Origin of the sequence: Plasticicumulans acidivorans (assembly GCF_003182095.1) — a bacterium.
Lineage (GTDB): Bacteria > Pseudomonadota > Gammaproteobacteria > Competibacterales > Competibacteraceae > Plasticicumulans > Plasticicumulans acidivorans.
The window spans coordinates 21092-42939 of the sequence record NZ_QGTJ01000012.1; the positions used below are offsets into that span (position 1 = coordinate 21092).

Sequence of the window (21848 nt, forward strand, 5' to 3'; positions counted from 1 at the left end):
TGAATGCACGTTGACGCAATGGATACGCCCCAGCTGGTGGCGGTGGTGCCCATCGGGCCCGACACCACGGCGACGGAACTGATGGTGATGAGCTGGTTCGCCGCCGGCCACGAGGTGCTGTGGATTCCGATCATCGAGGTCGGGTCCGACAGGGAGGGTGCCGAACACGCCCGCGTTGATGCCGAGCAGATCGGCGAACCCCGCGTGCTGCGCGCGATGGCTGACCTGGCCGGCTTACCGCATGGCATCAAGGGCTGGCTAGTCCACGCGCACCTGGACAACACCTGCGTCGTAGCCGTCCGCGGGTCGACGCCGTGGCCTTCGGAACGCTCGCCTACCCGATCACCGGTCAGACGCTGACCTTCCGCACCGACACCGAAAGCGGCCTGCTGGACCTGCACCGTCTCGACGCCGCGACAGCAGCGTCGGGCCAGAGCGCAGTTTGACTTGGCTTGTGGTCGCCACAGCGCGTTCATGCAACTCCCTCAACCCTCGGAGTCCGACCATGACTCAACCCTCCCTGGCAGCGCGCCTCGCGGCGCTGCCGACCCTGCCCATGACGCAGTTGTGGCGGTTGTGGGATGAACACTTCCCGCGCCGCCCGCAGCGCGTCAACCGCCGCTACCTCGAAGCACGGCTGGCCTATCGCCTGCAGGAGGTGGGCCTGGGCGGCCTGCCGCGCATGATCAAGGAGCATCTGGCCGACTGCGGCGAGCGGCACTCCAAGCTCACGACCGGCTGCGGCCCCGAACCGCGGCTGATGCCGGGCACCGTGCTCGTCCGGGAGTGGGATGCCCGTGAGTACCGCGTCAAGGTGACGGACGACGGCCGCTACGAACTCGGTGGCCAGTCGTACAAGAGCCTGTCGGCGGTGGCGCGGGCGATCACCGGTGCACACTGGTCGGGCCCGACCTTCTTCGGCTTGAAGGGGACGCGGAAATGAACCCGGTGGCACCGAAGCGCTGCGCGGTCTACGCCCGCGTCTCCAGCGACGAGCGGCTGGACCAGTCCTTCAACTCCATCGACGCACAGCGCGAGGCGGGTGCCGCCTTCATCGCCAGCCAGCGGGCCGAGGGTTGGATCGTCACGGGCGACGACTACCTCGACCCTGGCTACTCCGGCGGCAACATGGACCGACCGGGGCTCAAGTGCCTGATGGCCGACATCGAAGCCGGCCGGGTCGACACCGTGGTCGTCTACAAGATCGACCGCCTGACGCGCAGCTTGGCCGATTTCGCACGCTTGGTTGAAGTGTTCGACCGCAACGGCGTGTCCTTTGTCTCGGTCACGCAGCAGTTCAACACGACGACGTCGATGGGGCGGCTCACGCTCAACATCCTGCTGTCGTTCGCCCAGTTCGAGCGCGAGGTCACGGGCGAGCGCATCCGCGACAAGATCGCGGCCAGCAAGGCCAAGGGGATGTGGATGGGCGGCGTCGAGCCCATGGGCTACCGGGTCGACGCGCGGCGACTGCTGGTCGAGCCTGTCGAGGCCGAGAACGTGCGGCGGATCTTCACGCGCTTCGCCGAATGTCGCTCGACCACCGATCTGGTGCGGTGGCTGGCCGCCCAGGTCATCGCATCGCGCCGTGGCACGCCGTTTGCTAAGCAGGCGCTGTGGAAGCTGCTGAACAACCGCATCTACCTCGGCGAGGTCGTGCACAAGGGCCAGGTGTTCCGCGGCCAGCACGAGGCGATCATCGACACCAGCTTGTGGGACGCGGTGCAGGCGGTGTTCGCGGTCAATCACAACGAGCGCCGCCACGCCACCTGGCGAAAACGCGGCCCGGACTTCCTGCTGGCGGGTCTGGTCGTCACCGAGCAGGGCGAGCGCCTGCAGCCGTCGTTCACGACTAAGGGCAGGGCGGGGCAGCACTACCGCTATTACGTGCCGAAGTCGGTGCAGGCCTTCGGCACCAAGCGCGCCGGTCACGCCGTCGGCCGCCTGGGCGCCGAGCCGCTGGAAGAACTGGTGCTGGCGCAGATCCACGCCGCCCTACAGACACCCGAGCGGATTCAGGGTGTGTGGGACGCGGTGCGGGCGCAGGGGGGCGCGCTCACCGAGCCTGAAGTGGTGCTGCCGATGCTGCATAACTTCGCGGGCGCCTGGCGGGCGCTGTATCCGGCCGAGCAGCAGCGCATCGCCCGGCTCCTGATCGAGTCTGTGGTGGTCAGCGAGCAGGCCGTGTCCATCATTTGGCGCGACGCGGGTTGGGCCTATCTGGCGCGGGAACTGCGCGCGGACGGCATCGGAGCCGAGCTGCGGGAACTCGAAGCCGAAGGAGCCGCCGCATGATGACCAAGGTGCTGCAGACCGGCGCCGCGCAACCGGGCCCGAAGCTCACCACCGTGATCCCTGTGCGCATCAAGCGCAGCGGCGGGCGCCGGTGGATGATTCCGGCCGCCGGTGGGGCCAACGCGCTGAAGCACGAGATGTCCGTCCTCACCGCCTTGTCGCGAGCCTTCCACTGGCAGCGCCTGCTCGACGAGGGGCGGGTGGCCAGCGGCAGCGAGATCGCGCGGCGCGAGGGCCTGCACCCGACGACGGTCAACGAACTGCTGCGCCTGACCTTGCCCTTGCTGTCGCCCGCCGTGGTGCGGGCGTTGCTGTCTGGGAAGCAGCAGCGCACGTTGAGCCTGATCTGGCTGAAGAACAATGAGGTGCCCTGGTCCTGGGACGATCAGGAGGGGTTGTTCGGTCGCATGGACGGGTTCGACTCTGCGCCGGTCGCCGGTGTTGACGGCGAACCACCGCGCGCAAGTCATTGATTTATCGACCGGCCGTGCATTGGTCAGCCACAGGTCGAATGGAGAAAAGAAAGGCTGGGCGGGGCGGAACGGTGGGGAGTGGCACCCGTCGGCCAGCGGCAAGGCACCGCATCAACCCGCGAACCCGCGCCAGTACTGGCGATCCGGGCAAGAAAAAAGCCAGACGAGACGCCTGGCTTCCAAAACGGTGGTGGAGCGGATGGGGATCGAACCCACGACCTTCGCATTGCGAACGCGACGCTCTCCCAGCTGAGCTACCGCCCCATGATGTTTCGAGTCCGCGCAGTATATCGATGATTTCTGGTTTGGCAAGCGGGGGCGTGGATGGCTGGAAATGTCGATTCTGCGCTTACGGTTCGCCGAAGCTTTCCGTGGTGTAGCGGGAAAGCTTCAGTTCAGGAGACCAGAACGACTCGGTGAGTCCCGCTTTGCGCTTGAGGTTACGAACAAAGCGCAGAGGGTCGGGCAGTGCTTTCCATACGGTGGGCAGGAACGTCGCCCGATGGTTGGGATAATCGAGAATCAGGCCGTCGATATCGGGGCGCAGCATGTGCAGCAGTTCGTCCTGCGTGTGTACGTGCAGCGCCTCGGCTGGATGGAGCACGGAAATGCTGATGTGCAGGCGGGGCAGTTCGTCGAGGCGCACGGGAGGAAAGCGCGGGTCGTCGAAGGCGGCTGCATACGCATGGTGGACGACATCGGCCACCAGCGGCTCGCGGGCCTCCAGCGAACCGATGCAGCCACGCAGCTCATCGTCGATTTCCAATGTGACGAACGTGGACCTGACGTCACGCAGCGCCTGCGGGTAGTCCTCGATATTCACCTGCGGAAGACCGCGCTCGCGGATGCCGTGGTCGATGGTCGCACGGGCGAGGCCGAGCAGCGTGGCGCGCAGCGGGGGCGATAAGGATTCAGGATTCATGAAAGACATAGGCTCCGTAGCCGACGACACGTTCGCGCGGGCCGCCGGTATGACCGGAATTGGTCAGAGACAGGGTCTGAGCTCGCAGTTTGCGGTGCCGGGCCAGCCAGAGCAGGCCGGCGATAGCCCGGCAGCCGCAGGCATCGGCAGGGCCGATGGCGGCGTAGTCGAGTCGTTCGATGGCTTGGCTGGTCTGCTCATCCATGGCGCACGCGATCCGGTCTGGGTGGTAGTGGCTGAGGTCCGAGCTGATGACGATCAGCGTTTCCTCTCCACCCCACAGGCGATCGAGCACACCGCCCACTTCGGCGGGGGATGCGTCACCAACGACCAGCGGCACGATGCCGACCGTTCCGAGCGTCATCTGCAGAAACGGCAGCTGTACCTCAAGGCAATGTTCCTGGACATGTGCCGCATCGAGTGTCACCACGCCCGGGAGCGCTGCGATGTCGGTGAGGGCCGACTGATCGACGTTGAGTTGGCCGAGAGGCGTCAGGAACGCCGTCGCCGTCGGTACGGCGATGCCGTGAAAACCGACATGGTGGCTCGGGCCGAGCAGCACGACACGCGAGATGTCACCGCGCAAACGCTCAATGCAGCGGTACGCCGCTGCCGCCACGGCAGCCGAATAGACATAGCCGGCATGCGGCACGATCAGCGCTTTGGGCGTGGCCGTCAGTGACGGCTGATGCAGCAGGGGCGCGAGCTGCGCACGCAGCGATTGCGCATCTGCCGGGTAGAACAGGCCGGCTACGGCCGGTTGGCGGACAGCGGTGACAGTCATGGCTTCGGCGACTCCGGCGATGCGGCGACGTTGGCGAATCCATGCCTTCCGATGGAAGCGCGGATTCTACACTAGGTAGTGATAGTCCTAACTAGATAGTAATAGTCCTAAAAAAAGGCGTGGCAGGAGGGGCTTTCAGCGATGTCGGCACAAGCTTTTACCTTGTCCCACCCCGCGCGTTACTGGCATGCCCTGGCGGACGGGCGGCTGCAGTGCGATCTATGTCCGCGCTACTGTCACCTGCATGAAGGTTCTCGCGGACTGTGTTTCGTGCGTATGCGCGAGGGCGACGCGATCGTGCTCGATACGTATGGCCGCTCGTCGGGGTTCTGTGTCGATCCGATCGAAAAGAAGCCGCTGAACCACTTTCTGCCGGGGACGCCGGTGCTGTCGTTCGGTACCGCAGGCTGCAACCTGGCCTGCAAGTTCTGTCAGAACTGGGATATTTCCCGGTCGCGGGATACCGACCGGCTGGCGGCCCATGCCGGCCCGGAGGATATCGCCGCCACGGCGCAGCGGCTCGGCTGTCGCAGCGTGGCTTACACCTACAACGACCCGGTGATCTTTCTCGAATACGCCGTTGACGTTGCCGCGGCGTGCCATGCGCGCGGCCTGCGCAATGTTGCCGTCACGGCCGGCTACATCTGTGCCGAGCCGCGCGTGGAATTCTTCGCGGCGATGGATGCGGCGAACGTCGATCTGAAGGCGTTTACCGAGGATTTTTACCACCGGGTCTGTGGTGGTCATCTGCAGGCCGTGCTGGAGACCCTCGAATACCTGCATCACGAGACCTCGGTGTGGCTGGAAATCACGACCCTGCTGATTCCCGGTTACAACGACAGCGATGCCGAAGTGGAGCAGCTGAGTGGCTGGATCGCCGGGCATCTCGGTGCCGACGTGCCGCTGCATTTCACGGCGTTCCATCCCGACTGGAAATTCGATCAGGTGCCGGCAACGCCTGCCGCGACCCTGCGCCGTGCCCGCGGTATCGCCCGGCGTCAGGGCCTGCATCATGTTTATACCGGCAACGTGCACGATGTGGAGGGCGGCAGTACGTATTGCGCCGGTTGCGGTGAATGCCTGATCGAACGTGACGTTTACCGCCTCGGCCGCTGGCGGCTGGATGAGCAGGGATGCTGTCTGAATTGCGGCCGGCGTTTGCCGGGTGTGTTCGAGGCGCACCCGGGAGACTGGGGCTCCCGGCGCCTGCCGGTGGCCTGCGGCCAGTGAGCCCGGCGGTGGCGGTCGGGCGTGCGCTGCGGCATGCTCGGCCGCAACGCACGATACGGCCGAGGCCATGCTCAGTTATCGCCACGAGTTCCACGCCGGCAATTTCGCCGATTGTTTCAAGCACACGCTGCTGCTGCAGTTGCTCGAAGGGCTGAGGCACAAGGAAAAACCCTTCTGCGTGCTCGACACCCACGCCGGTCGCGGCACTTATGGGCTGGACAGCGCAGCGGCACGAAAAACCGCTGAATATCAGTCAGGTATCGCGCGCCTGTGGGCGGCCGAGTCGCTGGGGCCGGAGTTGGCGGCGTATCGCCAGGCGGTCGTGAGCCTCAATAGCGGAGGAGGGCTGCGGGTCTATCCGGGCTCTCCTTGGCTCGCACACGCGCGGCTGCGCGGGCAGGATCGCCTGCTGCTGTGCGAGCTGCATCCGGGCGACTATCCGCCTTTGAAGCAGCTGTTCAGTCATGATCACCGCGTGGCCGTGCATCAGCGCGACGGTTACGAAGCCGTCGGCGCTTTCTTGCCGCCGCCGGAGCGCCGCGGCCTGCTGTTCATGGACCCGGCTTTCGAGGATCGGCACGAATTCGACCATCTGCTCGACACCCTGCAGCGGGTGCACCGGCACTGGCGCGAAGGCATTGTCGCAATCTGGTATCCGATCATCGATCGCGAGCCGTCGGCGCGTTTTCTGCGGCGGGCGGCTGCGACCGGCATACCGGGGCTGCTGTGCGTCGAGCTGGGCCTCGCGGCCTATGACACGCCGCTCGGCATGAAGGGCTGCGGCATGCTGCTGAAGAATCCGCCGTATCAAGTGGATGAAGCGCTGGCGCGCTGGCTGCCCGAGCTGCTTGCCCTGCTCGGCGCCGGCGCGGCTGGCAATACACGTATCGAATGGTTAACCGCGGCCTGAGATCGGCGCCGCGCTGCTTCGGTTTGGCACAGGGAGGAAATGACTGCATGCCGATGTACCCGTTGATTGATGCCGAGGCACTGAGTACCTGTCTGGAGGAGCCCTCGTGGATCCTCGTCGACTGCCGCTTCACGCTCACCGACCCGCCGGCCGGGCGCAGTGCCTGGGCTGCCGGCCATATCCCGGGCGCGCGCTACGCCGATCTCGATGCTGATCTGTCATCGCCGATCCGGCCCGACAGCGGACGCCACCCGCTGCCTGACCCGCAACACTTTGCAGCGACTCTCGGGCGCTGGGGCGTGACACCGCACAGCACGGTCATCGCCTACGATGCCGGCAACAGTGCGATGGCCGCTTCGCGCCTGTGGTGGCTGTTGCGCTGGGTGGGGCACGAGCGGGTCGCCGTGCTCGATGGTGGTTTGGCCGAGTGGCAGCGCCGCGGTCTGCCGCTGAGCACGGAACCGGTGTCTGCCGAGGATGCCGGCGCGTATCCACTGCAGCTCAGCGATGAGCTCTGGCTGGACGCGGCCGCCGTGCAGCAGGCGCTGGAGGCGGGCGACTGCCTGATCGATGCGCGGGCGCCGGCTCGCTTCAGCGGTGAGGTCGAGCCCGTCGACCCGGTCGCCGGACATATCCCGGGCGCGGTCAATCTGCCGCTCGAAGGCAATCTGGACGCCGCGGGGTGTTTCCTGCCACCGGCAGTTCTACGCGAGCGTTTTCTCACCGCGCTGGCCGGGCGCGGCGCAGAGCGCGCGATCCACAGCTGCGGCTCGGGCGTTACCGCCTGCCACAACCTGCTGGCGATGGAAGCGGCGGGCTTGACGGGATCGCGGCTCTACGCGGGCTCATGGAGTGAATGGATTCGTGACCCGAACCGGCCGGTGACGCGTGGCTGAGGCGGGGCGTACCTGCCCATTCCACCTAAGATGATGCGGATGCCCGTCCCGGCGGCGTCGTGACGACGCGCGCATCAGGGCATTCGCTGTCATGACGGTATTCGACGCACAGTGCTTTTCATGGACTCTGGAGAACTGAACCGATGCGCCCAAGCTTCGTGAAAACGGGAACCTCCCTCGCTCTGCTGGCCTCGCTCGGCCTGCTGATGACCGGCTGCGTGCAGCCGGCATCCGTCGCACCGCCGGCCGGTACGGTCAGTGCGTGCGGTTACGTCAATACTGCGGAAAGCAACAATACCGGCACCGGCCTGCTGGTCGGCGCGCTGGCCGGCGCCGCCCTCGGCGCAGCGACCGGTCACAGCCATGGCAAGCGCGCGGCGATCGGTGCGGCCGGTGGTGCGCTGGTCGGCGGTGCGATCGGTGCCTACATGGACCAGAAAGAACAGGCGTTGCGCCAGCAGCTGGCCGGCTCGGGCGTGCTGGTTGCCCGCTCCGGCAATCTGGTCATCCTGACCTTCCCGGAAGGCATCACCTTCCCGGTCGGCAAGTCGACACTGGCCGGCGGTGCGCGTCAGTCACTGGACCGCATTGCGCCGACGCTGGCTTCCTCCGACCGTGCGCGCATCGGCGTCTGCGGCCACACTGACAGCACCGGCTCGCGCAGCTTCAATGAGCAGCTCGGCCTCAATCGCGCCCGCGCGGTGGCAGACGAGCTGATGCGGGCCGGCGTGCCGGGCTATCGCATCGACGTGCGCGGTTTTGCCGACGACATGCCGATTGCGAGCAACGCCACTGCCGCTGGACGGGCACAGAACCGTCGCGTCGAGATCGTGCTGGTGCCGACCTCGTGAGCCTGCAAGTCCTGCGCGCATGTGCCTGATCCTCTTTGCCTGGCAGGCCCATGCGCGCTACCCGCTGGTGGTGGCGGCGAATCGCGATGAGTTTTATGCAAGGCCGGCGGCACGTCTCGCCGAATGGTCCGATCAGCCCGGCCTGTATGCCGGGCGCGACCTGCAGGCCGGCGGCACCTGGCTGGGGGTGACTCGGGACGGCCGCTTCGCCGCGCTGACCAACTACCGCGATCCGCAACGCGTGCGCACGGAGCGCCCCTCGCGCGGTGCGCTGGTCAGCGATTTTCTGCGCGCGCCGCTGCGCCCGGCGGAATACTGCGCCGAACTGGCCATGCGGGGAGGCGACTACAACGGCTTCAATCTGCTGGTCGGCGATCGCGACGAGCTGTGGTGCTTTTCCAACTTCGGCGATGGTGCAACGCCGGTGAAGCCGGGCATCCACGGCCTGTCCAACCATCTGCTCGATACGCCCTGGCCGAAAGTGCACCGCGGCCGGACGCGCTTTGCCGAGCTGCTGGCCGCCGATGAACCCGACGAGCGCGCCTTGTTCGCGCTGCTCGGCGAGCGCCAGGTCGCCACCGATGCCGAGCTGCCGGCAACCGGCATCAGCCTTGAGTGGGAACGTGCGCTGTCGCCGCTGTTCATCACCATGCCGGAATACGGCACCCGCTGCTCGACCGTATTGCTGCGCGATCGCGACGGTGATGGCCGCCTGATTGAACTTGACGCGCGCAGCGGTGACGAAGTGCGCCTGGAGCTCAGCGCCGCCTGAGGCGCGCTTGCCAAGGTCCGCACGGCTGCGGAAACTAAACAGCTTTTTATCCGAAGCGATCCCTCATGCACTTTCAGCTGCTCAACGCCGATGGTCCCGCGCGCCGCGGCCGGCTCACCTTTGACCGCGGCACGGTGGAGACGCCGGCGTTCATGCCGGTCGGTACCTACGGCACCGTCAAGGCGATGACGCCGGAGGAACTGACCGACATCGGCGCGCAGATCATCCTCGGCAACACCTTCCACCTGATGCTGCGCCCGGGTACCGAGGTGATCCAGGCGCACGGCGACCTGCACGATTTCATGCACTGGGGCGGGCCGATTCTGACCGATTCGGGCGGTTTTCAGGTGTTCTCGCTGGCCGAGCTGCGCAAAATCGACGAGCGCGGCGTGACCTTCCAGAATCCGGTGAACGGTGACCGCGTATTCCTCGGCCCCGAGGAATCGATGGCCGTGCAGCACGCGCTCGGCTCCGACATCGTCATGATTTTCGATGAATGCACGCCGTACCCGGCGACCGAGGAGCAGGCGCGCAGTTCGATGGAGCTGAGCCTGCGCTGGGCCAAACGCTCGCGGGCGGCCTTCGATGCGCTGGGCAACCGCAATGCGCTGTTCGGCATCGTGCAGGGCGGCATGTATCCGCCGCTGCGCACGCGCTCGGCGCAGGGCCTGCAGGAGATCGGTTTCGATGGTTATGCCATCGGCGGACTGGCCGTTGGCGAGCCGATGAGCGAGCGCAACCTGATGCTGGAGCACACCACGCCGCTGCTGCCGGCAGAGCGGCCCCGTTACCTGATGGGCGTCGGCAAGCCCGAGGACATCGTCGAGTCGGTCGCGCGCGGCATCGACATGTTCGACTGCGTGATGCCGACCCGCAACGCGCGCAACGGCCATTACTTCACCTGGGACGGCGACGTGCGCATCCGCAACAGCCGTTACCGGCTCGATACCCGGCCGATCAGCGAGGACTGCGGCTGCTACGCCTGCCGGCATTACTCGCGTGCCTATCTGCGCCACCTCGATCGCAACCAGGAGATCCTCGGTGCGCGCCTGGCCAGCATTCACAACCTGTATTTCTATCAGGACCTGATGCGCGGCATCCGCGCCGCGATTGCGGAAAACCGTTTCGAAGCGTTCCGTCTTGACTTTCATGCCCGCCGCCAGGGCGGCGGGGACGCCCGTGTATAATGCCGCCCCCTTGTCGGGGCGTACCGCAAGCCCGTTTCCGATCCTCCAGAGGAAAACCTAATGAGCTTTTTCATCGCCGATGCCATGGCCCAGACCGCTGCCGCTGCCGAAGGGCCGATGGGAGCCGTCGGACAGTTCCTGCCGCTGATCGTCATCATGGTGGCCTTCTACTTCATCCTGCTGCGGCCGCAGCAGAAGCGGGCGAAAGAGCATAAGACGATGCTCGAAGCGCTGAAGAAGGGCGATGAGGTCGTTACCGGCGGCGGCGTCATCGGCCGCGTCATCGAAGTCGGCGAGAACTTCGTCGCCGTCGAGGTCGCCGACGGCGTGCAGGTCAAGGTACAGCGTGGCGCCATCAGTTCGCTGCTGCCGAAGGGCACCGTCAAGGGCCTCTGAATTTCGCTGATCGTTCGCTTGATCCGGCCGGGAGTCGCCGACCATGAACCAGTTCGCCTGGTGGAAAAACCTGCTGATTGCGCTGGCTTGCGTGATTGGCGTGCTCTACGCGCTGCCCAATCTGTACGGTGAAGACCCTGCGGTGCAGATTTCGGCGACGCGTTCGGCGAATGTCGATACGGCGCTGCTCGGCCGTGTGCAGACCGAACTCGACAACGCTGGTCTCAAACCGAAAGCGGCGGAGCTTGCCAATGGCCGCCTGCTGGTGCGCTTCACCGATACCGACGAGCAGCTCAAGGCGGCTGACCGCGTCGGTCAGTTGCTCGGCAACGACTACGTCGTCGCGCTCAATCTGGCGCCGAGCACGCCGGCCTGGCTGCGCAGCCTGGATGCCGCGCCGATGTTCCTCGGCCTGGATCTGCGCGGCGGCGTGCACTTCCTGATGGAAGTCGACATGAAGGCCGTCATTCACCAGCTCGAAGAGCGCTATGCCGAGGACGTGCGCACGCTGCTGCGCAGCGAAAAAGTCCGCTACGCCGCTGTCGGGCGCAGTAATGGCGGCATCAAGGTGAAGTTCCGCGAGGCGGCGGACAAAACGGCTGCGGAAGCCGTGATCCGCGACAAGCTGCAGGCCCTGGTGCCCGTCGCCGACGACGATCCGCTCGAACTGAGCTTCACTTTCAGTGAGCGCGAGATCAACGAGAAGAAACAGTTCGCGCTGGCGCAGAACATCACCACGCTGCGCAACCGCGTCAATGAACTGGGCGTGGCCGAGCCGGTGATCCAGCAGCAGGGTGACTCGCGCATCGTCGTGCAGTTGCCGGGCGTGCAGGATACCGCCCGAGCCAAGGAGATCCTCGGCGCAACGGCGACGCTGGAATTCCGCCTGGTCGACGAAACCGGCAACGTTGCCGCGGCGGCGCAGGGCCAGGTGCCGGTCAACGACAAGCTCTACCACGAACGCAACGGCCGGCCGATCCTGCTGGAGCGGCGCGTGATTCTCACCGGTGACTACATCACCGACGCTTCGTCCGGCATCGACCAGCAGTCCGGCGGTTCCGCGGTGTACATCAACCTCGATGGCAAGGGCGCGAACCGTATGGAGGACGCCACCAAGGACGCCATCGGCAAGCTGATGGCGGTGGTGTACATCGAGAACAAGACCGAAACCAAGATGGTCGACGGGCAGGCGCAGAAGGTCAGCTCGACCGTTGAGGAAGTCATCAACGTCGCCCGCATCCGCGATCGTCTCGGTGCGCGTTTCCAGATCACCGGCCTCGACAATCCGCAGGAAGCCCGCAACCTGGCGCTGCTGCTGCGCGCCGGCGCCCTGGCGGCGCCGATCCAGATCGTCGAGGAGCGCACCGTCGGTCCGAGCGCCGGTAAGGAAAACATCGAGCAGGGTTTCAATTCCTCGATCGTCGGCTTCATCGTCGTCGCGCTGTTCATGATCATTTCCTACCGCGTCTGCGGCGCGATCTCGGCGATCGCGCTGGCAGTCAACGTGGTGCTGATCGTCGCGGCGCTGTCGCTGTTGCAGGCGACGCTGACGCTGCCCGGCATCGCTGGCATCGTGCTGACGATGGGCATGGCGGTCGACGCCAACGTGCTGATCTACGAACGCCTGCGCGAGGAGCTGCGGCTCGGCCTGTCGCCGCAGGCGGCGATCCAGGCCGGCTTCTCACGCGCGTTCGCGACGATCCTCGATGCCAACGTCACACACCTGATCTCCGGCATCGCGATGTTTGCGCTCGGTTCGGGACCGGTGAAGGGCTTCGCCGTGACGCTGATCATCGGCATCCTGACCTCGATGTTCACCGCCGTGACCGTGTCGCGCGCGCTGGTGAACTTCATCTACGGCGGCCGCAAGGTCGAGCGTATTTCGGTGTGATCCCATGCAGCTGATTCCGCACAAGCTCAATCTCCATTTCCTGCGCTACGGCAAGATCTGCATCGGGCTGTCGATCGCGATCCTGATCGGCTGCGTGGTCTCGCTGGCGATGCGCGGCCTCAACTACGGTCTGGACTTCACCGGCGGCACCGTCATCGAGCTGCGCTATGCCCAGGCGGTCGAAATCCCGCAGGTGCGCGAGGCGCTGGCCAAGGCCGGTTTTGCCGATGCGCAGACCCAGTACATCGGCTCCGCCTCCGAAGTACTGATCCGCGTTCCGCCGCATGCCGGCGAGAATTCGGCCGGGCTCAGCAACAAGGTGCTTGAGGCGCTGAGCGCCAATGGCACCGCCCGCCCGGAGGTGCGCAAAGTCGAGTTCGTCGGCCCGCAGGTCGGTGACGAACTGGTGCAGAGCGGTTCGCTGGCGATGGTGTTCGCCACGGTCGGCATCCTGATCTACATCGCGATGCGCTTCGAATGGCGCCTCGCCGTCGGCGCGATCGCGGCGACGGTGCACGACGTGGTGTTCTGTATCGGCGTGTTCTCGGTGTTCCAGATCGAGTTCGATCTGACCTCGCTGGCGGCGCTGCTCGCCGTCATCGGCTATTCGGTCAACGATACCGTCGTCATCTTCGACCGCATCCGCGAGGACTTCCGCAAGCTGCGCAAGACGCCGGCGGAGGAGGTGATCAACACGGCGATCAACGACACGCTGGCGCGCACCATCATGACCAGCATGACCACGCTGCTGGCGGTGGTCGTGCTCTACGTCTGGGGCGGCGGGGCGATCCACAATTTCGCGCTGATCATGATCATCGGCGTGCTGATCGGTACGTATTCCTCGATCTACATCGCCAGCGCCTCGGCGCTGTACCTCGGCCTCAGCCGTGAGGATCTGCTGCCCAAAGCCAAGGAAGAGCTCGACGCGATGCCCTGAGCGCCCGCGCAGTGGCGTGAAAAAGCCAAGGCCCGGTCAAGCATGACCGGGCCTTTCCATTGGCGATCCGGTGGCTCAGCGCGGCGGCGTGCTAGCGCATGCCGCGGATTTGCTCCAGCGGGTCGGGCTCGTCTCCCGACAGGTAGACGGTGTGATCGAAGGTGCTGTCGGGTTCGTGCGCGCTGTCATCGTCGACACCGGAGATGACCAGCTGAGCCCATGCCGCAGCGATGGCCCAGATGGCAACGCCGAGGGCGACGACCCAGGTCATGACCTCACGCCCGTCGCTGTTCAGGTCACCCTGCAGGCCGATACCGATGCCGACCAGTGCGCTCATCCACACGGTACCGATCGGTGCTGCGCACCAGGCGGCGTGGCCGCCGTGGCGGGCGATCGCAATCGGCGGGGCGACGATCGCAAGAAGTCTCTTGTGCATGGTTGTTCCTCCACTCCAATGGCAGGCCAGTGCTCTGTTTGATGGCACTTGTGGCAAGGCGTTCGCGATGCTCGTGTAATCGCGGATGCTGGAGGAAAGCCTTTAGACCATGCAGCCAGCCCCCGCAAGGCGGGGACGGCGCTAGGGTCAGCGCTGCAGCGCCGGTGTCAGCGTCGGCTGCAGGGTCTGCAGCAGGCCCTTGAATACCTTGGGCGAGCCGGCGACGAGGTTGCCGGTGCGCAGGTAGTCGGCACCGCCGCTGAAGTCACCGACCAGGCCGCCTGCTTCCTGCACCAGCAGGGCACCGGCCGCCATGTCCCATTCGGCCAGGCCGATTTCCCAGAAGCCGTCCAGCCGGCCGGCGGCGACGTAGGCGAGATCGAGGGCTGCCGAGCCGGCACGGCGGACTTCGCTGCAGCGTTCGGCGAGTGCGGCAAAGCCGGCGAGGTAGGCCGGCATGTGCTTGGGCTGGCGGAACGGGAAGCCGGTGCCGAGCAGGGCACCGTCGATGGCGTTCAGCGGTTTGACGCGGATGCGGCGCTCGTTGAGCAGCGCTCCGTTGCCGCGGCTGGCCATGAACAACTCCTGGCGCAGCACGTCGTAGACCAGGCCGGCTTCCAGACGGCCGCGCACCTTGAGTGCGATCGACACGGCAAAATGCGGCAGGCCATGCAGGTAGTTGGTGGTGCCGTCGAGCGGGTCGATGACCCACTGGTATTCGGGGTCCAGCTCGCCCTGGCTGCCGCTTTCCTCGGCAAGAATGGCGTGGTCGGGATAGGTCTTGCGCAGGATCTTGATGATTTCCCGCTCGGCCTGCACGTCGACCTCGCTGACGAAGTCGTTGCGCGCTTTCTCGTTGATCGTGAGCTGGTCCAGACGATCGAGGTTGCGCAGGATGACCTTTGAAGCGGCCAGAGCCGCACGTTTGGCAATGGTGAGCGTCGGGTGCATGGCGTGTCGGGAAACCGGGTTGGGAAAGATCGTGGCCGGGGCGGCCGCAAGATCGCGTAGCATATCCGATCCGCCCGCCAGCGTCGCCGCTCATCACACCTGCGCATGAACATCCCGCGTATCCGCATCGTTCTCGTCGAAACCAGCCATCCGGGCAATATCGGGGCTGCAGCCCGTGCGATGAAGAACATGGGGCTGGAGGAGCTGGTGCTGGTGGCCCCGGAAGCGTTTCCGCATCCGCAGGCCAGTGCACGTGCCTCCGGCGCCGATGACATCCTGGCTGCTGCCCGCGTCGTCGCCACACTGCCCGAGGCACTGGTTGGCTGCGCACTGGCCATCGGCAGCAGTGCCCGGCCGCGTCATCTCGCCGCGGAGTCCCTAGAGCCGCGCGGCTGTGCCGCGCTGCTGACCGGCGCGGTGGCGCGCGGTGAAACCTGCGCGCTGGTTTTCGGGCGGGAGCGTACCGGTCTGACCAACGCCGAGCTTGACCACTGCACGCAGCTGGTTCACATCCCGACCAATCCGGCCTACAGCTCGCTGAATGTCGCCGCGGCGGTGCAGGTGCTGGCTTACGAGGTGCGCATGAGCTGGCTGCAGCGCGCCGCCAGTGACGTGCCGGCGCAGCCGGCGGGCAGCGACCCCTTCACCGCGCCGGCGACGGTCGATGAGTTCGAGCAGCTGATCGAGCATCTGCAGCAGGTGGCGATCGAAACCGGCTTTCTGGACCCGCTCAAGCCCAAGCATCTGATGCGCCGTCTGCGCCGCCTGTTTGCGCGCACACGTCTGGAGGCCCGCGAGGTGGCGATCCTGCGCGGCCTGTTGTCGGCGACGCAGGGGCGCAAGCGGGCCGGGCGCAGGGATAGCGACGGCGACTGAGCCGCTCGGCGGTGCATGGGCAAAGTTGACCAATTTGGTCGGACAAGGTTGAATGGGCGCCCCGCAAGGCGAGCGATCATGAAACTCACGACCAAAGGGCGCTATGCCGTGACGGCGATGCTGGATCTGGCGATGCATTACCAGGGCGAACCGGTGGTGCTGTGCGATATTTCGCTGCGTCAGGACATCTCGCTCGCCTACCTGGAACAACTGTTTGCCAAGCTGCGCAAGCATGGTCTGGTGGCCAGCACGCGTGGACCGGGCGGTGGTTATGCGCTCGGTCGCGATGCCGATGCGATCTCACTGGCCGAAGTCATTGCGGCCGTCGATGAATCGGTCGACAGCACGCGCTGCGGCGGGGCGGCGAACTGCCATGGGACGCAGCGCTGCATCACCCACGACCTGTGGGTGGAGCTCGGCGAGCACATCAACGATTTCCTGCGCGCCCGCACGCTGGGCGATCTGGTGCGCCGACAGGTGGGGAGTGAAGCTGGCTGCCGTCGCGAACAGTCTCGGCTGTGCGTCGTGCCGTGTGCTGCGGGAGAATCCGTCGGCCGCGGCTGAGGCCGCGTTTCAGGCTGGGCCGATGATCATGTCCTTACCGATCTACCTCGACAACGCGGCGACGACGGCCGTCGATCCCCGGGTGGTTCAGTGCATGCTGGACTGCCTGCAGGGCAGCGACGGTCCGGGCAACGCCTCGTCGACGAGCCATGTCTTCGGCCGTCGCGCCCATGCCCGCGTCGAGGCTGCCCGCGCTGAACTGGCAACGCTGCTCGGCTGCGATCCGCGCGAGATCGTCTGGACCAGCGGCGCCACCGAGGCCGATAATCTGGCGCTGCGCGGTGCAGCTCTGGCCGGGCGTCGGCGCGGCCGGCACATCGTCACCTGCCGCAGCGAACACAAGGCCGTGCTCGACACCTGCCGGGCGCTGGCGCGCGAGGGCTGGGAGATCAGCTTCCTGCCGCCGCAGGCCGACGGGCTGGTCAGCGCCGAACAGATCGCTGCGGTGCTGCGCGACGACACCGTGCTGGTGTCGCTGATGGCCGTGAACAATGAAACCGGCGTCGTGCAGGATCTGGCGGCGATCGGCGCGCTGTGCCGCGCGCGCGGTGTCCTGTTCCACGTCGATGCCGCGCAGGCGCTCGGCCGCATCGCGCTGGCGCCCGCCGCCATGAATATCGACCTGATGAGTCTCAGCGCCCATAAGTGTCACGGCCCGCAGGGCATCGGTGCGCTGTATGTGCGCCGCCTGCCGAAAGTGCACATCGAGCCGCTGCTGCACGGTGGCGGGCAGGAGCGTGGGCTGCGCGCCGGGACGCTGCCCGTGCACCAGATCGTCGGCATGGTGGAGGCGGCGCGGCTGGCGGTCGCCGCGCTGCCGACCGAATCAGCGCGCCAGTGCGCGCTCGCGGAACGCTTGTGGCAGGGCTTGCAGCCGCTGGGCGATGTCGTTCGCCACGGCCATGCCGAGTGGCGGGTGGGCGGCATTCTCAACGTCGGTTTTGCCGGGGTGCACGGTGCCAGCCTGCTCGCGGCGCTGCCGGGCCTGGCGGTGGCGACCGGCTCGGCATGCACGTCAGCCCTGGACGAGCCCTCGCACGTGCTGACTGCGATGGGCGTCGATGCCGAGCTGGCAGCCGCCTCGATCCGCTTCAGTTTCAGCCGCTTGACGACGGTGGCGGAGATCGATGCCGCCGTCGCGCAGATCGTGCCGGCGGTACGCCGTCTGCGCGCCTTGTCGCCCTTTGCCGGGTCGGCCGTGGGTGGGGACAGGGAGGGCGCATGTGCCGATGAGCGCGCGCTGTTTGCCCGTCATTTCGCGCAGCCGTTCCACGCCGGCGGTTTTGCGGTCACCGCGCCGGATGTCGCGATGGGCGGAATGCGCGCGGCGGGAGCCGTGTTCGCACTGCAGCTGCAGGCGGATGGCGAGCGCATCACGCGGGCGCACTTTCGTGCCTTCGGTGCGCCGGCACTGATTGCCGTCGGTTCCTGGCTGTGTCAGTGGCTGGCGGGACGCCCGCTCGCCGAAGCACGCGCGCTGACGCATCGTGAACCGACGCAGGCCCTGCTGCTCGAACCGCGTGAGTACACCTGTGCCGTGCTGGCCTGCGAGACGCTGGCGGCCGCACTGGCACGGACCGATCGTTCAAGCACCGCCGCGCTGCGGCAGGAGTCATAGACAATGAGCCTTTCCCTGACTGAAAAAGCCGCGAACCGCGTGCGTCATTTCCTCGACAAGCGCGGCTCCGGGGTCGGCGTGCGCGTCGGCATCAAGACTTCGGGCTGTTCGGGGTTTTCCTACACGATGGATTACGTCGATGAGATCGGCGCCGATGACGAAGTGTTCGAGTCGAATGGCGCCAAGCTGATCGTCGAGCGCAAGTATCTGGTCTTCCTCGACGGCATGCAGCTCGACTATGTGCGCGAAGGTATCAACGAGGCCTTCAAGTTCATTAATCCCAATGCCAAGTCGACCTGCGGTTGCGGCGAAAGCTTCAACGTCTGATCCGCCGTCCGCCGCGGCTGACATGCGCGGTTTGCCGGGGCTGGGTGCAGTCGGTACACTTGCCGCCCGCAAGCCCGCGGCGCTTGCCGTGTTTATCTGGCTTAAATTCAATCATCTGATTTGCAACGGAGTTTTTCCGAATGGCCATCGAGCGCACTCTGTCCATCGTCAAGCCTGACGCTGTCGCCAAGAATCTTATCGGCCAGATCTACAGCCGCTTCGAGGCTGCCGGCCTGAAGATCGTCGCGGCCAAGATGGTCCAGCTGACGCGCGAGCAGGCGGAAGGCTTCTACGCGGTGCACAAGGAGCGCCCGTTCTTCAACGATCTGGTCAGCTTCATGATTTCCGGCCCGGTCATGATCCAGGTGCTGGAGGGCGAGAGCGCCATTCAGAAGAACCGCGAGATCATGGGCGCCACCGATCCGAAGAAGGCCGCTGCCGGCACCATCCGTCATGATTTCGCCGTCTCGGTCGACGAGAATGCCGCCCACGGTTCCGATGCGCCGGAGACGGCCGCCGTCGAGATCGAGTATTTCTTCGGCAAGGACGGCATCTGCCCGCGCACCCGCTGAGACTGATCCACCGTGTCGAGCACCGTCCAACGCGTCAACCTGCTGGAGCTGACCCGGCCAGAGCTGGAAGCCTTCATGGTTTCTCTGGGCGAGAAGCCGTTCCGCGCCCGGCAGCTGATGAAGTGGATTTATCACGAGGGTGTCGATGACTTCGCGGCGATGACCGATCTCGCCAAGAAGTTCCGTGCCCGGCTGGCCGAAGTCGCCGAGGTTCGCGCGCCGGAGGTGGTGCTCGATCACGCCTCCGCGGACGGCTCGCACAAGTGGCTGATTCGCGTCGACAACGGCAACTGCATCGAGGCGGTGTTCATTCCCGAGCCCGATCGCGGCACGTTGTGCGTGTCCTCGCAGATCGGCTGCGCGCTCGACTGCAGTTTCTGTTCGACGGCGAAGCAGGGCTTCAACCGCAACCTGTCGGTGGCCGAGATCATCGGTCAGGTGTGGGCGGCCAACCGCGCCCTGGGCTGGGGCAGCGGCGAGGAGCGCATCATCACCAATGTCGTGATGATGGGCATGGGCGAACCGCTCGCCAATTTCAGCAACGTCGTCAAGGCGATGGAGCTGATGATGGACGACTTCGGTTTCGGCCTCTCCAAGCGCCGCGTGACGTTGTCGACGTCGGGCATCGTGCCGGCACTGTATCGGCTCGCTGAAGAAACCGATGTCAGCCTGGCGGTTTCGCTGCACGCACCGTTCGACGCGCTGCGCGACGAGCTGGTGCCGATCAACCGCAAGTATCCGATCGCCGAGCTGCTGGCCGCCTGTGCGCACTACATCGGCGACAAACCGCACCGGCGGATCACCTGGGAATACGTGATGCTCGATGGCATCAATGATTCCGACGAACATGCTCATGCGCTGGCTCAGCTGATTCGGCGGATTCCGTCGAAGATCAACCTGATCCCGTTCAATCCGTTTCCGCAGACGCATTACCGGCGCTCACCGCAGGCGCGTATCGACCGTTTCCGCGACATCCTGATCGGCGGCTACGGCATCACGACGGTGACCCGCCGTACACGCGGCGATGACATCGACGCGGCCTGTGGCCAGCTGGCCGGGCGGGTGCAGGATCGTACACGCCGGGTCCTGCCGCTGCTTGCTGCTGAACGGCCGCCAGCACCACCCGCCATATGAAGCTCCGCATCGTGCTTCCGCTGCTGCTGGTGCTCACGCAGAGTGCCTGCAGCAGCCTGTTCAGTGACGAGAAGAGCGGCACCGGCAGTGGTACGACCAATGCCAGCGGTCCGCCGCCAGACAAGATCGAGCCGGACGTCAAGCAGGCGGCGCAGCTCAATTTCCAGCTGGGCGTCGGTTACATTCAGCGCGGCGAATATCTGGTGGCCATCGATCGACTCAACAAGTCGCTGGAATTCAATGCCAATTTCGCCGAAGCGCACAATGCGCTTGGGGTCGCCTACGAGCAGCTCAATCAGTTGCCGCAGGCGCGCAAAGAGTTCGACCAGGCGGTCTCGCTGGACCGCTCGCTGCTGGCCGCGCGCATCAATCAGGCGCGTATGCTGTGCCGTTCGCCCGAGGAGGCCGCTGAGGGTGAGCGTCGACTGGTCGAACTGGCCAGTCAGCCTGACATGACCTCGCCCGATGGCGGCTGGCTGGAGGCAGCGCAATGCGCTCGCCAGTCCGGGGCGATGGACCGTGCCGAGGGTTATCTGCGACAGGCCATGGAGGCGGCGCCGAAGGCACCGCGTGCGCCGTTCGAACTGGCGGGGCTGCTGCATGAAATGCATCGCGATGTCGAGGCGCGCACGCTGCTGGAACAGTTCCATGCCCGCTTCGGAGAAACGCCGGCGACCCTGGCGCTGACCGCGCGCGTAGAGGACAGCCTGGGCAACGCGACGGCGAGCAAACAGGCTGTTGCACGCCTGCTCAAACGCTTTCCCGACTCCAACGAAGCCAAGTCCTATAAGACCCGCCGATGAGCCAAACGGAACAGTCATTGCCTCCGTCCATGGAGGAAACACGCGAACTCGGAGCCGCACTCACGGCCGGGCGCGAGGCGCTCGGTATGACGCAGGAAGCGGCCGCCGTGCGCGCGAATCTGTCTCTTGCCGTCGTTCAGGGGCTGGAGGCCGAGCGCATGGCCGAGCTCGGCGCACCGGTGTTCGTGCGCGGTTTCCTGATCCGCTATTGCCGGATGCTGGGACTCGATGAGCAGTGGGCACTCGAACGTTTCCGCCGCTTCGTGCCAGCCGAACCGCCCAGGCTCAAGCTGCGAGGCGAGTCGCTGAGCAGTGCGCCACGCGGACACCGCAGCCTGCGGCCGCTGGCCTACCTGCTGTTTCTGGTGCTGGCCGGGTATGCCGGCTGGGTGTTCTACCAGCGTATCTGGCCGAACATGGTCGGTGGTGGCAGTAACGCCGGTCTTGGCCAGCTCGATGCCAGCGGGCGTCAGGAGCTGGTACTGCCGTCAACGGCAGCGACGTCACCGGCTTCTGTGGCGCCGCCGCTGCCGGCGGCCACACCCGCAGTCGTTACACCGCCGCCGCCTGCGTCGGTGCCGGACTCGTCTGCTGCCACGTCGCCGGCGCCGGCGACGGCCGCCGAGCCGACAGTGCCGGCAGCGACTTCGGCTGCGGCGGCTGATACGGTGGCGCCGACCAGTGCCGCCGCACTCGACACTGCCGCGAGCACACCTCCCGCCGCTGGCAAGGTCGAGGTGCTGATCGAAACCAAGCGGGAGAGCTGGGCTGATATCCGTGACGGCGAGGGCAAGCTGCTGTTCACCGGAACCCTGCGCGCCGGCGCCCGCACCAGCCTGAGTGGTACGCCGCCGATCCGTTTCCGTTTCGGCAATGTGCTCGGTGCGAAGATCAGCCTTGATGGCCAGCCGATCGACATGGCGGCTTTTGTCCCCAAGCGCGGCAGCGTCACGCAATTCACGCTCGGCGCCGCACAGGAAAACTGACGCTCGTCAGCAGGGCTGACGACGAGCGCATGCGCCA

The 21848-nt window shown here is 66.1% G+C and carries 25 protein-coding genes and 1 tRNA gene; 21 read left to right on the top strand and 5 right to left on the bottom strand.

The window, feature by feature from the left end; all coding sequences use genetic code 11:
* The first annotated feature begins 3 nt into the window (after positions 1-3).
* From C7443_RS16895 to C7443_RS16910, 4 genes are all read left to right on the top strand, one after another.
* The gene (locus C7443_RS16895; RefSeq protein ID WP_110019810.1) at positions 4-360 is read left to right on the top strand and encodes a hypothetical protein; all 357 of its coding nucleotides are present in this window, start codon (positions 4-6) and stop codon (positions 358-360) included.
* Between the two features lie 145 nt (positions 361-505).
* Positions 506-943, top strand: a complete 438-nt coding sequence (locus C7443_RS16900; protein ID WP_110019812.1) for a DUF2924 domain-containing protein — start codon at positions 506-508, stop codon at positions 941-943.
* Positions 940-2295: a recombinase family protein gene (locus tag C7443_RS16905; protein WP_110019813.1), complete on the top strand. Its 1356-nt coding sequence runs from the start codon at positions 940-942 to the stop codon at positions 2293-2295. The genes C7443_RS16900 and C7443_RS16905 overlap by 4 nt, the downstream gene beginning before the upstream one ends.
* The gene (locus tag C7443_RS16910; RefSeq protein WP_211346200.1) at positions 2292-2768 is read left to right on the top strand and encodes a hypothetical protein; all 477 of its coding nucleotides are present in this window, start codon (positions 2292-2294) and stop codon (positions 2766-2768) included. Before C7443_RS16905 ends, C7443_RS16910 begins: the two co-directional genes overlap by 4 nt.
* A 188-nt stretch (positions 2769-2956) precedes the next feature.
* Here C7443_RS16910 and C7443_RS16915 read toward each other — a convergent pair.
* The 3 genes from C7443_RS16915 to amrB form a co-directional block, all read right to left on the bottom strand.
* Positions 2957-3032 (bottom strand) — tRNA-Ala (locus C7443_RS16915).
* 85 nt (positions 3033-3117) lie between these two features.
* On the bottom strand, positions 3118-3690 hold the full coding sequence (gene amrA, locus C7443_RS16920) for an AmmeMemoRadiSam system protein A (protein WP_110019815.1): 573 nt from the start codon (positions 3688-3690) through the stop codon (positions 3118-3120).
* Entirely contained in the window at positions 3680-4474 is a 795-nt protein-coding gene (gene amrB, locus C7443_RS16925) for an AmmeMemoRadiSam system protein B (protein ID WP_110019817.1), read from the bottom strand. The genes amrA and amrB overlap by 11 nt, the downstream gene beginning before the upstream one ends.
* Positions 4475-4615: 141 nt before the next feature.
* Between amrB and amrS the strand changes: the two genes are divergently transcribed.
* The 9 genes from amrS to secF all read left to right on the top strand — a co-directional run bounded on the left by amrS (position 4616) and on the right by secF (position 13544).
* Positions 4616-5704, top strand: coding sequence for an AmmeMemoRadiSam system radical SAM enzyme (amrS, locus tag C7443_RS16930; RefSeq protein WP_110019819.1), 1089 nt, complete (start codon positions 4616-4618; stop codon positions 5702-5704).
* 67 nt (positions 5705-5771) lie between these two features.
* Positions 5772-6614: a 23S rRNA (adenine(2030)-N(6))-methyltransferase RlmJ gene (locus C7443_RS16935; protein ID WP_110019820.1), complete on the top strand. Its 843-nt coding sequence runs from the start codon at positions 5772-5774 to the stop codon at positions 6612-6614.
* A 47-nt stretch (positions 6615-6661) separates the two neighbouring features.
* Entirely contained in the window at positions 6662-7510 is an 849-nt protein-coding gene (locus tag C7443_RS16940; protein WP_342774246.1) for a sulfurtransferase, read from the top strand.
* Between the two features lie 143 nt (positions 7511-7653).
* Positions 7654-8361: a YiaD family glycine zipper/OmpA-like lipoprotein gene (locus C7443_RS16945; protein WP_110019822.1), complete on the top strand. Its 708-nt coding sequence runs from the start codon at positions 7654-7656 to the stop codon at positions 8359-8361.
* Between the two features lie 19 nt (positions 8362-8380).
* Positions 8381-9133, top strand: coding sequence for an NRDE family protein (locus C7443_RS16950; protein WP_110019824.1), 753 nt, complete (start codon positions 8381-8383; stop codon positions 9131-9133).
* A gap of 65 nt (positions 9134-9198) precedes the next feature.
* Positions 9199-10320, top strand: a complete 1122-nt coding sequence (gene tgt, locus C7443_RS16955) for a tRNA guanosine(34) transglycosylase Tgt (protein ID WP_110019825.1) — start codon at positions 9199-9201, stop codon at positions 10318-10320.
* A 60-nt stretch (positions 10321-10380) separates the two neighbouring features.
* The gene (gene yajC / locus C7443_RS16960; RefSeq protein ID WP_110019827.1) at positions 10381-10716 is read left to right on the top strand and encodes a preprotein translocase subunit YajC; all 336 of its coding nucleotides are present in this window, start codon (positions 10381-10383) and stop codon (positions 10714-10716) included.
* Positions 10717-10759: 43 nt separating this feature from the next.
* Entirely contained in the window at positions 10760-12607 is a 1848-nt protein-coding gene (gene secD, locus C7443_RS16965; protein ID WP_110019829.1) for a protein translocase subunit SecD, read from the top strand.
* Positions 12608-12611: 4 nt separating this feature from the next.
* On the top strand, positions 12612-13544 hold the full coding sequence (secF, locus tag C7443_RS16970) for a protein translocase subunit SecF (RefSeq protein WP_110019831.1): 933 nt from the start codon (positions 12612-12614) through the stop codon (positions 13542-13544).
* Between the two features lie 91 nt (positions 13545-13635).
* Here secF and C7443_RS16975 read toward each other — a convergent pair whose 3' ends face one another.
* Positions 13636-13980 (bottom strand): hypothetical protein, encoded by a 345-nt coding sequence (locus C7443_RS16975; RefSeq protein WP_110019833.1) that lies wholly within the window; start codon positions 13978-13980, stop codon positions 13636-13638.
* A 147-nt stretch (positions 13981-14127) separates the two neighbouring features.
* Positions 14128-14931 (bottom strand): inositol monophosphatase family protein, encoded by an 804-nt coding sequence (locus tag C7443_RS16980; protein ID WP_110020009.1) that lies wholly within the window; start codon positions 14929-14931, stop codon positions 14128-14130.
* A gap of 105 nt (positions 14932-15036) precedes the next feature.
* Here C7443_RS16980 and C7443_RS16985 point away from each other — a divergent pair, with 105 nt between their 5' ends.
* The 8 genes from C7443_RS16985 (at position 15037) to C7443_RS17020 (ending at position 21811) form a co-directional block, all read left to right on the top strand.
* Entirely contained in the window at positions 15037-15807 is a 771-nt protein-coding gene (locus C7443_RS16985) for an RNA methyltransferase (RefSeq protein WP_110019835.1), read from the top strand.
* Between the two features lie 78 nt (positions 15808-15885).
* Positions 15886-16371 (top strand): Rrf2 family transcriptional regulator, encoded by a 486-nt coding sequence (locus C7443_RS16990; RefSeq protein ID WP_110019836.1) that lies wholly within the window; start codon positions 15886-15888, stop codon positions 16369-16371.
* A gap of 28 nt (positions 16372-16399) precedes the next feature.
* Positions 16400-17989: an aminotransferase class V-fold PLP-dependent enzyme gene (locus tag C7443_RS16995; protein ID WP_211346201.1), complete on the top strand. Its 1590-nt coding sequence runs from the start codon at positions 16400-16402 to the stop codon at positions 17987-17989.
* Between the two features lie 3 nt (positions 17990-17992).
* Positions 17993-18316, top strand: a complete 324-nt coding sequence (gene iscA, locus C7443_RS17000) for an iron-sulfur cluster assembly protein IscA (RefSeq protein ID WP_110019838.1) — start codon at positions 17993-17995, stop codon at positions 18314-18316.
* Between the two features lie 140 nt (positions 18317-18456).
* Complete coding sequence (gene ndk / locus C7443_RS17005) at positions 18457-18888, top strand: nucleoside-diphosphate kinase (RefSeq protein ID WP_110019839.1); 432 nt, start codon at positions 18457-18459, stop codon at positions 18886-18888.
* A 12-nt stretch (positions 18889-18900) separates the two neighbouring features.
* Positions 18901-20022 carry a dual-specificity RNA methyltransferase RlmN gene (gene rlmN, locus C7443_RS17010; protein ID WP_110019841.1) on the top strand — a complete coding sequence of 374 codons (1122 nt, stop codon included), beginning with the start codon at positions 18901-18903 and terminating at the stop codon, positions 20020-20022.
* A complete protein-coding gene (locus C7443_RS17015) occupies positions 20019-20825 on the top strand; it encodes a tetratricopeptide repeat protein (protein ID WP_110019843.1) in 807 nt (268 codons plus the stop codon). Before rlmN ends, C7443_RS17015 begins: the two co-directional genes overlap by 4 nt.
* Positions 20826-20842: 17 nt before the next feature.
* The gene (locus C7443_RS17020; protein WP_170123662.1) at positions 20843-21811 is read left to right on the top strand and encodes a RodZ domain-containing protein; all 969 of its coding nucleotides are present in this window, start codon (positions 20843-20845) and stop codon (positions 21809-21811) included.
* Positions 21812-21848: the final 37 nt, after the last annotated feature.

Excerpts from the sequence above, each read along its gene's own strand:
- amrS (WP_110019819.1), top strand. The coding sequence starts at position 4,616 with ATGTCGGCACAAGCTTTTACCTTGTCCCACCCCGCGCGTTACTGGCAT.
- C7443_RS16980 (WP_110020009.1), bottom strand. The coding sequence starts at position 14,931 with ATGCACCCGACGCTCACCATTGCCAAACGTGCGGCTCTGGCCGCTTCA.
- C7443_RS16985 (WP_110019835.1), top strand. The coding sequence starts at position 15,037 with ATGAACATCCCGCGTATCCGCATCGTTCTCGTCGAAACCAGCCATCCG.
- C7443_RS16900 (WP_110019812.1), top strand. The coding sequence starts at position 506 with ATGACTCAACCCTCCCTGGCAGCGCGCCTCGCGGCGCTGCCGACCCTG.
- C7443_RS16995 (WP_211346201.1), top strand. The coding sequence starts at position 16,400 with ATGTCCTTACCGATCTACCTCGACAACGCGGCGACGACGGCCGTCGAT.
- C7443_RS16905 (WP_110019813.1), top strand. The coding sequence starts at position 940 with ATGAACCCGGTGGCACCGAAGCGCTGCGCGGTCTACGCCCGCGTCTCC.
- iscA (WP_110019838.1), top strand. The coding sequence starts at position 17,993 with ATGAGCCTTTCCCTGACTGAAAAAGCCGCGAACCGCGTGCGTCATTTC.
- C7443_RS17015 (WP_110019843.1), top strand. The coding sequence starts at position 20,019 with ATGAAGCTCCGCATCGTGCTTCCGCTGCTGCTGGTGCTCACGCAGAGT.
- ndk (WP_110019839.1), top strand. The coding sequence starts at position 18,457 with ATGGCCATCGAGCGCACTCTGTCCATCGTCAAGCCTGACGCTGTCGCC.
- C7443_RS16940 (WP_342774246.1), top strand. The coding sequence starts at position 6,662 with ATGCCGATGTACCCGTTGATTGATGCCGAGGCACTGAGTACCTGTCTG.
- C7443_RS16935 (WP_110019820.1), top strand. The coding sequence starts at position 5,772 with ATGCTCAGTTATCGCCACGAGTTCCACGCCGGCAATTTCGCCGATTGT.
- C7443_RS16910 (WP_211346200.1), top strand. The coding sequence starts at position 2,292 with ATGATGACCAAGGTGCTGCAGACCGGCGCCGCGCAACCGGGCCCGAAG.
- amrB (WP_110019817.1), bottom strand. The coding sequence starts at position 4,474 with ATGACTGTCACCGCTGTCCGCCAACCGGCCGTAGCCGGCCTGTTCTAC.
- C7443_RS16950 (WP_110019824.1), top strand. The coding sequence starts at position 8,381 with ATGTGCCTGATCCTCTTTGCCTGGCAGGCCCATGCGCGCTACCCGCTG.
- tgt (WP_110019825.1), top strand. The coding sequence starts at position 9,199 with ATGCACTTTCAGCTGCTCAACGCCGATGGTCCCGCGCGCCGCGGCCGG.
- C7443_RS16975 (WP_110019833.1), bottom strand. The coding sequence starts at position 13,980 with ATGCACAAGAGACTTCTTGCGATCGTCGCCCCGCCGATTGCGATCGCC.
- secF (WP_110019831.1), top strand. The coding sequence starts at position 12,612 with ATGCAGCTGATTCCGCACAAGCTCAATCTCCATTTCCTGCGCTACGGC.
- C7443_RS16895 (WP_110019810.1), top strand. The coding sequence starts at position 4 with ATGCACGTTGACGCAATGGATACGCCCCAGCTGGTGGCGGTGGTGCCC.
- C7443_RS16990 (WP_110019836.1), top strand. The coding sequence starts at position 15,886 with ATGAAACTCACGACCAAAGGGCGCTATGCCGTGACGGCGATGCTGGAT.
- amrA (WP_110019815.1), bottom strand. The coding sequence starts at position 3,690 with ATGAATCCTGAATCCTTATCGCCCCCGCTGCGCGCCACGCTGCTCGGC.
- yajC (WP_110019827.1), top strand. The coding sequence starts at position 10,381 with ATGAGCTTTTTCATCGCCGATGCCATGGCCCAGACCGCTGCCGCTGCC.
- C7443_RS16945 (WP_110019822.1), top strand. The coding sequence starts at position 7,654 with ATGCGCCCAAGCTTCGTGAAAACGGGAACCTCCCTCGCTCTGCTGGCC.
- secD (WP_110019829.1), top strand. The coding sequence starts at position 10,760 with ATGAACCAGTTCGCCTGGTGGAAAAACCTGCTGATTGCGCTGGCTTGC.